Origin of the sequence: Pseudomonas sp. efr-133-TYG-103a (assembly GCF_030209235.1) — a bacterium.
Classification (GTDB): domain Bacteria; phylum Pseudomonadota; class Gammaproteobacteria; order Pseudomonadales; family Pseudomonadaceae; genus Aquipseudomonas.
Genome location: NZ_JARVSK010000032.1, coordinates 1 through 12,086, shown reverse-complemented (window position 1 = coordinate 12,086; position 12,086 = coordinate 1). Strand labels below are relative to the sequence as shown.

The following is a 12,086-nucleotide window of genomic DNA, read 5'->3' as shown; positions in this document are numbered from 1 at the left end:
ACGCGGTGTGTCAGGCATAACGCGGTGGTTGATTTTGCGACTGCTGCGCAGCCTTCCCGGCTAAAGCCGGTCCTACAGACGCTGCAAGCTTCCCATAGGACCGGCCGGCTGTTACGCCGTAGCTCTTAGGGGGCGTTAAAGACAGCTGGCTCACCCTACAAGCTTTAGCAGCTAACAGCGTAGGACCTATTACATATCAATGTGGTCCACTGGTTTGAACCCAGACTCAAGGAGAGTGTTCCATGGCATCCGATCGCTACATTGACTTCGTCAACTCGGACATCGGTCGCAAGCTGGTCGGAGCTGTCGGGCTGCCCGCCCCTGCACGTCTGGAACGCTGGCAGGCCGGGCGTCTGCGGCCGGTGGAAGGCGCCTTGCTGTTGAGTGGTGGCCCGCTGGCCGAGCGCGTGAGCAGCTTTGCGCCGCGCATGACCGACGTACTGCTCAGCTTTGGCGGCGCGGTGACGGGCGCTCATCCTTGGTCTGCGGAGCAAGGATCCAAGGTCAAGGCCGTGGTCTTCGACGCGAGTGAACTGCGCCACGCCTCACAACTGTCACAGCTGCGGGAGTTCTTTCAACCGATCCTGCGCAAGCTGGAGAGCAGCGCGCACATCGTGATTCTCGCCCGCGCGCCTGATACGCAGAGCGATCCCTTGGCAGCCAGCACTCAGCAAGCCATCGAAGGCTTCAGTCGCTCGCTGGCCAAGGAGATGCGCAACGGCAGCACGGTTCAGCTGTTGCAAGTGGAAGACGGCGCCGAAGATCAGCTCGAAGGGGCACTGCGCTTTTTCCTTTCGCCTAAAAGCGCGTTCATATCCGGGCAGGTGATCCGCCTGAGCACCTGTTCTCATCAGGTGCAGGACTGGAGTCGCCCGCTGGCCGGGCGCAAGGCGCTGGTGACCGGCGCCGCACGAGGCATCGGCGCCGCGATTGCCGAGACCCTTGCCCGAGATGGCGCCGATATTGTGTTGCTGGATGTTCCACAGGCCAAGTCGGACCTGGAAGCCCTCGCCGCACGTCTTGGCGGTCAGGCGTTGGTGCTGGATATCTGTGCGCCGGACGCCGCCACCCAGTTGATCGAACACATTCCCGGCGGCATTGACATCGTCGTGCACAACGCCGGCATCACGCGGGACAAGACGCTGGCGAACATGACGAGCGACCTCTGGGATTCGGTCCTCAATGTCAATCTGAACGCCCCACAGGTGCTGACTCAGGCGCTGATTGATGCGGGTGCATTGCATGACAACGGCAGCGTAATTCTCATGGCGTCGATCAGCGGGCTGGCGGGCAATCGCGGGCAGACCAACTACACCACCAGCAAAGCCGGACTGATCGGGCTTGCACGTGCATTGGCGCCATCGCTCAAGGCCCGCGGCATCAGCATCAACGCGGTGGCGCCGGGCTTTATCGAGACCAGCATGACGGCGCACATGCCATTTGCCCTGCGCGAGGCCGGGCGGCGCATGAGTTCGTTGGGTCAAGGCGGCTTGCCGCAGGACGTCGCCGAGGCTGTGGCGTGGTTGAGCCAGCCGGGTTCAGCCTCAGTCAGCGGGCAAGTGCTCCGCGTCTGCGGCCAGAGCGTCATCGGCGCCTGAACCTTCTATGCTGCAACTGCAGCGCAGCCGCTGATAACGAGTCTGTAGAACGGGAGAAACTCGATGAGTGCACATTGGCGCTATCTGGACGCCCCACCGGCATTGCCCGGGCTGTTCATGCAGGCCGCGCTGCGCCGCAAGGTCAGCGGCACGCAACTGCCCGATCAGGGCCTCAGATGCTGGGTGTCGGTGGATCCGGAGAAGGTCCGGGCCTTTTCCAAGGTCTGCGATTACGTGCCCGGCAGCCTCCTGCCGCCGACGTATCCCCATGTGCTGGCGTTCCCGTTACAGATGAAACTGCTGACGGACAAGGAATTCCCGTTTCCTTTGCTGGGGCTTGTGCACCTGCATAACCGCATCAGTATCCGCCGCCCGCTGGGGAGCGTGATCAAGGCGCAGGTCAGCGTGCGGGTGGCCCATCTCAAACCCCATGCCAAGGGGGCGACGTTCAGCCTGATCACGCAGATCGAAGACGCGCTGGGCCTGCTTTGGGAGGAAGAGAGCACGATGTTGTGTCGCGGCGTGCATGTCGAGGGTGAACCCGAAGCGGTGCGTGAGCCCGAGCCACTGCCGATGACGGAGTTGGCGACGTGGTTCGCGCCTTCCGACATCGGGCGCCAGTACGCCAAGGTGAGCGGCGACTACAACCCGATCCACCTGAGCGATGCCAGCGCGAAACTGTTCGGTTTCCCCAAGGCCATCGCTCACGGCCTGTGGATAAAAAGCCGGGCACTGGCCGCATTGGATGATCACCTGCCCGCTTCGAATGTGGACATTTCGGTCGAATTCCAGAAGCCCGTGCGTCTGCCCAGCGAAGTGACCCTGTCGGCCAGCGCGGCCGGATCTCATGGTCAGTTGAAGGTTGAAGGCAAGGAAGGGATCGTGCACATGACGGGGAGTTGGCAGCCAGCGTCGGAGTAAGAGTCATGCTTGCGTAGGAGCGTGGCTTGTCCCGCGATCTGGCGCGAAGCGGCAGCAGATCTGTCGGTCGCGTGGCATCAGGCAAAATCTATTCGCCAGTTTTGCGGCTGCTGTGCAGCCGATCGCGGGACAAGCCACGCTCCTACACCTCGAATCCCGCCGCACACCGGGCGACTGCGCTCACGGGCCTCTTGCGTCTATCCCTCATCCCCCTGAAGCTACGCACCTTCAGGAGACCTGCCCATGAACCTCGACGAACTCACTCAACGCCTGCATCGCATCCGCGATACCAACGACTGGCGACAATTTCACAGCCCGAAGAACCTGGCGATGGCGGCCAGCGTGGAAATGGCCGAGCTGGTCGAGATCTTTCAGTGGAAAACCGAAGACCAGTCGCGTCAGTTGCCAGCCGATGAACTGGCGCATGCAGGTCAGGAGGTGGGCGATATCGTGTTGTACCTGCTGCTGATGTGCAGCGAGCTGGGATTGGACATGAACGAAGTCGTTCGCGCCAAGCTGGCCCACAGCGAACAGCGGTTCAGCAAATGAGTGACCGGCACTTCGATCAGTTGGCGACGCGCTTCGCCGAAAAAATCTACGGCGGCGCCAAAGGCGCGATCCGGTTGGCCGTGTTGCAGGCGGACCTGACGGAAAGCCTGCCGGACCGCCCGCTTCGCGTACTGGATATCGGCGCCGGGCTGGGCCATATGTCGTTGTGGCTGGCAGAGCGCGGGCATGAGGTCACCCTCGCCGAACCCGCAGAACCCATGCTCGAGGGCGCCCGTCAGCGTTTCGCCGACGCGGGCCAGAAGGCCACATTCATCCAGGCGCCCTGGCAGGATCTGCCGTCGCAACTGAGCGAGCCTTACGACCTGGTGATCTGCCACGCCGTGCTGGAATGGCTGGCCGAGCCGTTCACGATCCTGCCGGTGCTGCGTCAACTGACCCGAAACGATGGCTGGTTGTCGCTGGCGTTCTACAACCGCGACGCGCTGGTTTACCGCAATCTGCTCAAGGGCCATTTCAAGAAAATGCGCCGCAATACCCTGGCCGGTGAAAAACAGAGCCTGACCCCGCAACAACCTCTTGATCCGCGCGAATTAGCGGCGCAACTTGGAGGCATGTGGCGAGTCGAAACCCAGAGTGGCGTTCGGGTTTTTCACGATTACATGCCAGTTGAGTTTCAGGCCAGGGCCGAACTCGCAGATTTGCTGGAAATGGAGCTCGCGCATCGGCGTCACCCAAGTTTTGCCGGACTGGGACGTTATCTGCACTGGATGTGCCGACCTGTTTGAGGCTATCTGCGGAGACCATCATGAAACGCTGCCTCGCTTTGCTCACTGCCTGTCTTGGCCTGGCTGCCTGTCAGAGCCAGAATCCTTACACCGCCGTTTCTGCCGCCATTCCACCGGCGCCGCCGCAAGCTGCCAATGCCATCGACATGACGGCGTACCCCGCAGCGCCCCGGGATTTCGGGCGCTATCGCAACTGGACCTGGCTGAACGGGCAATTGCCGCCCGGCACGATGTGGGCCGATTCCTCTCAGGTGGCCGAGGCCATCAGCAATGGCCTTGATCAGCGCGGCCTGCGCCCTTCGCAGAACCCGCAAGGCGCAGACCTGCGCGTGACGGCCAATACGCGGATGGAAACCCGGCTGCGTCAGGTACGCGACGATTATTACGATCCTTACTACGGCGGCGCCGGGGTGGGCTATTACGATGGCTATCGGCGTGGTTACGGCGGCTACGCCAGCGTGCCGATCGTGCGCACGTATCAGGAGCAGGTCGTTGTCGTGAGCATCAGCATGTTCGACGCGCGCAGCGGCCAGCCGGTCTGGAGCGCCAGCGCCGAGACCAGCAGCGGCGGCGATCAGTCAGACCGCGCCAAGGCGCTGCGCCAAGCGGTGCAACGCGCCTTGACCGCCTACCCGCCGTCCTGATCCACGCTGTTTTCTCATCAGTCAGTGCTTCTGGAGAATCATCATGTTCCGCTGTATCGCTGTCGTGTGTGTCGCCCTGCTGCTCAGCGCCTGCCAGACCGATCGGGTCAACCGTGACTTCGACGCGCAGCGGGATTTCGGTGGCTATCGAACCTGGGCCTGGAAAGAACCCGGCCTGCAATATCAACCTGACGATCCCCGCATCAAAAGCGACCTGACCGAACAGCGCATTCGCCAGTCGGTCGGCGAACAGCTCGACCAGCGCGGGCTGCGCATGGCGGCACCCGGCGCCCGTGCCGATGTGCAGGTGCAGGCGTGGCTGATCGTCGAGAATCGCCAGCAAATGGTCACCACCAACTATGGCGGTGGCGGCTATTGGGGCAATCCGTGGGGCGGTTACTGGGGTGGGCCAATCGGTTCCGAGACGCGTAACGTCGATTACAAGGTGTCGACGCTGCAGATCGACATGCTCGATGGCAAGGACGGCAAGCTGGTCTGGCGCGGCAGCACCGAACAGGTCGTCAATGACGGCACCGCCAACCCGGCAGCGCGTGAGCTGGCGTTGCGCCAGACCGTGCAGAAAATCCTCCAGCAATACCCGCCCCGATAGTCGCCCAAATAGTCGCCGCATTCCCTGCACCGCACGCTGCAGACTCAAGCACCGAACCTGCTTGAAGCCTGTAGCGTGCCGCTTGTAACTGCCTGCACGCCAACTACACTCCCTTCAAACTCGGGTGAGTAGCGACGGCTTTGCCGAAGGAGTGCTGGATGTCTCCCCTGATGTACTGTGGCCCCCGGCGGGATCGGCAGCGGGGCGCGATCGGACTGCTCGCGGCGCTGACCATGGCGCTCGCACTGATGTTCATGCTGGTGGTGATCGACAGCGGCCGTCTGTTTCTGGAGAAGCGCAATCTGCAGCGCGTCGCCGATATGGCCGCGCTCGAAGCGGCGAGCCTGTTCGGCGCTTGCAGCGGCGGCAATACAGCCACCGGCTACGCCACGCAAAGCGCAACGCGCAATGGCTTCACCGTCAGCGACAACACGCGCAGCATGACCACCCGCTGCGGAACGCTGACCAGCGATGCCAACAGCCGACGGGTTTTCACCGCCGATGCGAGCAAAGCGGACGCGATTCAGGTGATCGTCAGCCACACGGTGGCGCGCAGCATCGCCGCCGGTATCGGTGCCCTGTTCGACAGCGAGCCGACCCCGGCGGACATCCAGCTCAGCGCCGTCGCAGTGGCAACGCCGCCTTTGCCACCGCTGGCGCAACTGACGATCAATAGCACCCTGGCCACCGTCGACAGCACCCAGGCCGGCCTGCTCAACACGCTGTGGGGTGGACTGCTCGGCGGCACGCTCAATATCAGCGCAGCGGGTTGGAATGGCCTGGCGAACGCCAACATCAACCTGCTCAACTACCTGGACCGTCTGGCCCTCGATATCAATGCCAAAGCGGGCGATTACACCTCGCTGCTGGCGACCAACATCTCCATCAAACAGCTGCTCAGCACGGCAGCGACGGTTCTGCCGCAGAACGACTCCGCCGTGCAGGTCGCGCTCAATGGCCTGGGCGCGGTGAATACCATCGCCAGCGGCACCACCATCAAGCTTCAGAACCTGCTGAACCTGCAAACCGGCCTGCCCTCCGCGGGCCTCAACACCAACCTGAACGTCTTCGGTCTGGTTCAGGGCTTCGTGCAGGTCGCCAACAGCAACAGCGCGCTTTATGCCACAGTGCCTGCCAACGTACTGGGGCTGGTGGGAGTGAGCACCAAAGTGAAGATCGTCGAAGCGTCACAGCTCTCTGCCGCCGGGGATCCGCGACTGGCGACCGCCAACAGCAACGACCCGAACCAGATCTACGTGCGCACCGCGCAAGTGCGGACGCTGACCACTGTGGACCTGAGTTCGCTGGGCCCGGCGCTCAATCTGGCGAACAGCACGATCAGCCTTTTGCTGGCGCTGCTGAACGCCGATGTTCAGATCGCGCCCGCCCCGTTGACGCTCGACATCAGCCTGGAAGCCGCCAGCTCGAACAGCCACGTGACGGGTTTTACCTGTGCTTCCGATGCGACCAAGACCCTGGCTGCGGACACCAACACGGCGCTGATCAAACTCAAGATCGGCAAGATCGATGGCAGCGTCTGGAGTTCGTCGCTCAAGGACCTGCCGTCACCTCAGGAACTGGTGTTGTTGAACGTGCGCACCGGAACGCCGCGAGTGGATTTCGGCGGCGGAGGCGCCGGGCTGTTGGTCAATCTCCCCGTTGCGGCAAACCGGACCACGCTGAACTTCACCGCGCCGGCACAAATCGGAGCACCGCCCTCGCCCGTACTGGCGCTGAACGGCGACCCCAATATCGTGACTAAACTGGGGACCGGCCTGAACAATCCACTGGTGTTGCACACAGCGAGCAACAGCGGCCTGCTCGGGGCCGTGCTCAATCTGGTGACTGGGGCAATCAATGTGCTCGTCAGCACCGTGACCGGATTGCTTGGCACACTGATCGGCCCGCTGCTCGATCCGCTGCTGAACATCGTCCTGAAGAATCTCGGCGTGAACATCGCCAACGTCAACGTGGGCGCGAACCTCAGTTGCCACCCCGCACAGGCAGTGCTGGTGATCTGAAAGACGAGGTACGGCGGCGCAGGTGAATGGCGCTCACTCGCGCACGATCGGCAAGGCGATCCGGAAGCACGCACCCTCGCTGGAGTTACTGACGCTCAGCCGTCCGCCCATTTGCTCGACGATGCCGTAGCTCACCGACAATCCCAGCCCGGTGCCGACGCCGACAGGTTTGGTGGTGAAAAACGGCTCGAAGATACGTTCCAGCAGGCGCGGGTCGATGCCGCCGCCGTTGTCCTCCACGACCAGCCAGAGCGTCTGCGCATCCTGCTCCACGGTCAGGGCGATCCACGGCTCGAAGCTGCGGTCTTTCTCCTGTCTGGACAGCAGCGCGTCACGAGCGTTGACCATCAGGTTGATCAACACCTGCTCCAGTTGATCGACATGCCCACGCACCTGCACGCGAGGTCCCGCATCACCGACCCGCAGTTCCACGCCTTTGCCCTTCATGCCCTCGGCGAGCATGTTCAGCGTGCCTTCCACCGCGTCGATCGGGTCAAAAAGCTGCTGCTCGATCTCCGACCGCCGACCGAACACGCGCATGTGATTGACCACCCGCGCCGCGCGCTGGACCTGGGTGTCGATGCGGTTGAGTTTGTCGGTCAGATAGTCGATTTCCACCTCACCATTGCTCAGCCGTTTGAGCACGTTCACGACCGCCATGCGCATAACGTTGAGTGGCTGGTTGATCTCGTGCGCAAGACCGGTTGCCATCTCGCCCAGCGTCGCCATCTTGGCGCTCTGGTTGAGCTGCATGCGGGTACGGCGAATTTCAGTGTTGTCCCGCGCCACCGCCTGAATCTCGATCAGCTTGCCGCTTTCATCAAAGACGCCGCGATCAGCCCACACCCACCAGGCATGCTCGCGGCCAGGCAGCTCAAGGCAGACTTCGGCGTTGCCCATCGGCGACTCGGGGGTCAGCTCGGCGATGCGTTTGAGGAAAGCGGCCTTTTGCTCGGCGGAAAACCACTCTCCCAGATTCACCCCGGGCAATTGCTGCGGGGTGCACTCCAGATAGTCCGCCAGCGGGCGGTTGCCGAAGCTGAGCACCAGATCCGGCGTGTAGCGGCAGATCATCGCGGGAGAGTCCTCGACCAGAATCCGATAACGCTCCTCGCTCTCGCGCACCCGCTCAGTCGCCTGCGTGGCCTCGGTAACGTCCAGCCACAAACCCACGGCTTCGACCGGCATGCCCAGATCGTCGCGCAGCAAACGCGCCTCGTCGAGCAGCCAGTGATATTCGCCCTTCTTGTCGCGCAACCGGTATCGACAACTGACAACGCCTTCGCGCAGCAACTGGCGCGTGCGCTGGAACCAGATGTCCCGGTCTTCGGGGTGAATGTATTGCGTGAGCAGGCCGTCGCCGCATTCGGCCTGAGTCCAACCCAGCAATGGCGTCAGGCTGGCGCTGAAAAAGGTGGGCTCGAGGCTGCCCTGGTCGTACTCCAGCACGTAAATCACCGCAGGTGAGCTGGCGATCAGGTTATCCAGTCGCGCATGGGCGGCGGCCGCTTCGGTTTCCTGATTCTTGATGTCACTGACGTCAAGCATGAAGCCCAACACCCGACGCGTTTGCCCGCTGCCCAGCGCTTGCCCCTGAATGCGCAACCAGACCGGTGCGTCGCCGTCCTGCTGTTGCAGCCTGACGCACGCCAGCATCGGCGTGCCGTGGTCGCTGAGCAGGGTCAGGCGGCTCTCGAATTCATGTCGATCGGCGGGATGGATGAGCTGCAGCCATTGTTCGAGGGACAGGACATCGCTTTGCTCAGGCAGGGCCAGGGTTCGCGCCAGCTGTGGCGCCAACTGCACCTCGCCGCTGTCCGGCAGTAATTCCCACCAGCCCGTTCCCAGCAAGTCCTGCAAGACCGCCAGACGCTCCAGTTGATGCCGGTGCGCCTGATCGGCCTGGCGATACAGAATGGGGCCGGCAAGCGCCGAACACAGGTTCATCCATTCACGATCGCCCAGGTCGGGCGCCTGCCCAGCGGCGTTGTAGAAACCAAACAACAGCCAGGCCTTGGCAATGCCTTCCTTGTGGTGCGGGACCAGAAAACCTTCGGTATTGCCGAAGTCATTTTGCAGATGCGCCAGAGGGCTCTCACGCTCGAAATCGATCTGATGAACCACCGTGCCGGCGAGCGAGTCCAGATCGGTTCCCAGCCGCTGCCCGTCCTGCCATAACTGCGGCGCGGTGTGCGCGTTGTAATGCGCGTAGATGCGCCACCCGGTGGCGCCGGGCTCGGGCAACGCGAGCGCCAGGCAAGGCACGCGGTAACTTTGCGCCAGCTCTTCGAGCTGCTCGGCGGCGACCGTTTGCAACCGGTCCAGATGACAGCCGCGAACCTTCTCCGCCAACTGCCCCGCCAGACGCAGACACTGCTGACGGCTCTGAGCAATGTTCGCCTCTTCCATCAAATCGCCGATGTCGAGCAACTGCAGCAGCCAGTGCTGTCCCTGAGCCTGAACCCAGCCCCGCGTGTGCAGAATCTGACCGTTGGGCCGCTTGAAATCCAGATCGAGCATGTGGCCCAGCCAGTCCTGCGGAACGCCTTCGACCACCAATGCGCTGCTGGGCATCAGGTAGCCCAGCAGACGCTGCGCAGGCACCGGCGCTGCGGCAATCCCCAACGCGGCACGCATCGGTTTGCTGATACCCGTGACGCGCCCTTCCTCGTCCAGCTGCATGTGCCAGTCTGCACTGACCGAAGCAGGCTCCACTTGCGCGGGCAAAGGCTGCGGTGGCGCGTCGGCGCGACCGAGCCAGCGGTTGATGTCGTTTTTAAGGGGCAAGTTGCAGGCTCGCTTCAGCAGTGAGAGAAGGGGGCAGATTGGGCACGTCGCCGATCAACGGAAGCGTCAGCACCGGCATGACTTGAGTCAGCTTGCTCTTGGGGTATTCAATCCTGACCTTCAGCAGTTTGCCGTCGAACGTGACAGCGGTATTCGTGCCGACGCTGAACCCGAAGGCGGAGGGAATCCAGGCCAACTGCTTGTTCAGCGCATCGTTGGCCTGGCTGGTCACCAGTCCCTTGTATCCAGCGACGCTGGGGCTGATGGCAACGCTCTGGCGCACCGCTTCGGCGGCGGCATTGTTGAACGATTGCATCATCAGCAGCGGCAGGCTGTACGCGACCAGCCCATAGAAAACAGCGAAGAAAATCACGAAGACCAGCGCAAACTCGATGGCAGCGGCACCGTTTTGCCTGGATGGAGAAAAGTTGCGGGAAATCCTGCGCATGCCGACGTCTGCCCTGACAGTGCTACCTTGCAAAGAGCATAGATTCTTTCCAGAAAACAGGACGTTTTTTACTCAATGAATTTACTTTTCCTACTGCTCTGGTTCGCCCTGTGCGCGGACCAGGACGCCCGCGCCAGACGGGTTTCCAATGGACTGAGCTTTGCGGGAGGGCTGATCGCGCTGGTCTACCTGCTGATAAACGGCCACGGCTGGCTCGGCGCGCCGATGGATCAGGCGGGTTGGGCGTTGTTACTGACACTGGCCATGACCTTGCCCGGTTATGCCCTGAGCCGATTGGGCGCAGGCGATGTAAAGGTTCTGATGGCCGTCGCCCTGGCCAGCGACAGCCTGCACATTCTCGGGACGTTTATCGGCGCTGGCGTGACGAATGTGATCTGGCTGCTGACGCGTCAAAAAATCGCGCCCGTTATGGGTCAACGACTTACACGGCGTTATCCCGGTCTTTTGTTGACAACGTCAAACAAGCACCCATTCGTGCCGTTCCTGTTCCTGGGTTTCGCCATGACCGTGGCCTTTATCCACTAGTCGTGTGGCCGGTTCACTCTATGTACATCGTCGGTAAGTGCGGCTAGGTTTATCCGTACGCCCGGACAGTGAAGTCCTTCTGGATGGCCGTGATGATGGACAACATGGCACCGGGTTTCGGTCAGTTGTAGCCGCAGCAGGGAGTAGCGAGTGAACAAGTTTTCGGCTGTAAAAGTGCTGGTGGTCGACGACCAGCCACTCATCGTCGACGAAATCAGTGAGTTTCTGGAAGGCAGCGGCTATCGCTGTGTCTCCTGCTATTCAAGTCGCGAAGCGCTTGAGCGGTTCCGCGACGACGCCGAGATCGCCATCGTGCTGTGCGACCTGGACATGCCAGGCCTCAACGGCATCGAACTGGTCGAAGCGATGAAGCTGCTGGCGGGCAAGACGCGGATCTTCGAGTCGATCATGCTCACCGGCCAGGCCGAGAAGCAGGACGTGATCAAGGCGTTGCGGGCGGGCATCGCTGATTACTACCAGAAGCCGGTCGACCTCAATGAGCTGCTGGTGGGCGTGCAGCGGCAGGAAGAGTCGCTGGCGGAAAGGGGCAAAAACGTCCAGCACCTGGGTCACCTCAACGACAAGCTGCAATTTCTGGCCGCGTCGATCGACGACCTCTGCCAGGACCTGGACAGAACCCGGCGATTCGCCCAACCCGTGCTGACCGAAAGCGACAGCGAATTCGAAATGCCCGCCATCTTCGAGCAGCTGTCACCGCGTCAGCTGGACGTCGCCAAACTGGTCGGCAAAGGCCAGACCAACTACCAGATTGCCTGTGAGCTGGGCATCACCGAAAACACCGTCAAATTGTATGTGTCGCAGGTCTTGCGGCTGACTCACATGCACAACCGCACGCAACTGGCGCTGGCCATGTCGCCCAACAACGCCTTGGCCCGCGGGCGCGTGACGGCGCACTGAACACCTCTGACGGCCTCCCGCCAAGCTGCTACTGAACGGCACGTTCTGCCGCTGACAAAAGGAGCAGCTTTCGGGCGAGTGCAACGGGTAAGTTGAGGGTGTCTGACGTGACGCACAACCCTGTAGGAGTGAGCTTGCTCGCGAAGATTCACGCCTGCTGCATCTCCACAGCCTATACCGGCCTCTTCCCGGCTGAAGGCGGTCCTACGAAAGCCCGCAGCGTCTGTAGGACCGGCTTCAGCTGGGAAAGCGTCGGGTGGTACGCCGTAGATCGAAGGGGCGTTAAAGACTGTTGGCT

Annotated in this window: 11 protein-coding genes; 9 read left to right on the top strand and 2 right to left on the bottom strand. The window is 62.2% G+C overall.

What is annotated here, in order from left to right; genetic code table 11:
• The first annotated feature begins 242 nt into the window (after positions 1-242).
• From QRN36_RS23245 to QRN36_RS23215, 7 genes are all read left to right on the top strand, one after another.
• Positions 243-1,598, top strand: a complete 1,356-nt coding sequence (locus QRN36_RS23245; protein WP_285426209.1) for a 3-oxoacyl-ACP reductase — start codon at positions 243-245, stop codon at positions 1,596-1,598.
• A 63-nt stretch (positions 1,599-1,661) separates the two neighbouring features.
• Entirely contained in the window at positions 1,662-2,519 is an 858-nt protein-coding gene (locus QRN36_RS23240) for a MaoC/PaaZ C-terminal domain-containing protein (protein WP_285426208.1), read from the top strand.
• 243 nt (positions 2,520-2,762) lie between these two features.
• Complete coding sequence (locus QRN36_RS23235) at positions 2,763-3,068, top strand: nucleotide pyrophosphohydrolase (protein ID WP_285426207.1); 306 nt, start codon at positions 2,763-2,765, stop codon at positions 3,066-3,068.
• The gene (locus QRN36_RS23230) at positions 3,065-3,814 is read left to right on the top strand and encodes a methyltransferase (RefSeq protein WP_285426206.1); all 750 of its coding nucleotides are present in this window, start codon (positions 3,065-3,067) and stop codon (positions 3,812-3,814) included. Before QRN36_RS23235 ends, QRN36_RS23230 begins: the two co-directional genes overlap by 4 nt.
• A 20-nt stretch (positions 3,815-3,834) precedes the next feature.
• On the top strand, positions 3,835-4,458 hold the full coding sequence (locus QRN36_RS23225) for a DUF4136 domain-containing protein (protein WP_093464794.1): 624 nt from the start codon (positions 3,835-3,837) through the stop codon (positions 4,456-4,458).
• Positions 4,459-4,501: 43 nt separating this feature from the next.
• Complete coding sequence (locus QRN36_RS23220; RefSeq protein WP_285426205.1) at positions 4,502-5,068, top strand: DUF4136 domain-containing protein; 567 nt, start codon at positions 4,502-4,504, stop codon at positions 5,066-5,068.
• A gap of 158 nt (positions 5,069-5,226) precedes the next feature.
• Positions 5,227-7,089, top strand: coding sequence for a pilus assembly protein TadG-related protein (locus QRN36_RS23215; protein WP_285426204.1), 1,863 nt, complete (start codon positions 5,227-5,229; stop codon positions 7,087-7,089).
• Between the two features lie 33 nt (positions 7,090-7,122).
• Here the strand turns inward: QRN36_RS23215 and QRN36_RS23210 are convergent, their stop codons facing one another.
• A complete protein-coding gene (locus QRN36_RS23210) occupies positions 7,123-9,876 on the bottom strand; it encodes a PAS domain-containing sensor histidine kinase (protein ID WP_285426203.1) in 2,754 nt (917 codons plus the stop codon).
• Positions 9,866-10,324: a TadE family protein gene (locus QRN36_RS23205; protein ID WP_285426202.1), complete on the bottom strand. Its 459-nt coding sequence runs from the start codon at positions 10,322-10,324 to the stop codon at positions 9,866-9,868. The genes QRN36_RS23210 and QRN36_RS23205 overlap by 11 nt, the downstream gene beginning before the upstream one ends.
• A 75-nt stretch (positions 10,325-10,399) precedes the next feature.
• Between QRN36_RS23205 and QRN36_RS23200 the strand changes: the two genes are divergently transcribed.
• Both QRN36_RS23200 and QRN36_RS23195 read left to right on the top strand, forming a co-directional pair.
• Positions 10,400-10,870, top strand: a complete 471-nt coding sequence (locus QRN36_RS23200) for a prepilin peptidase (protein WP_285426201.1) — start codon at positions 10,400-10,402, stop codon at positions 10,868-10,870.
• A gap of 150 nt (positions 10,871-11,020) precedes the next feature.
• Positions 11,021-11,788: a response regulator transcription factor gene (locus QRN36_RS23195; protein ID WP_285426200.1), complete on the top strand. Its 768-nt coding sequence runs from the start codon at positions 11,021-11,023 to the stop codon at positions 11,786-11,788.
• The last annotated feature ends 298 nt before the right edge of the window (positions 11,789-12,086 follow it).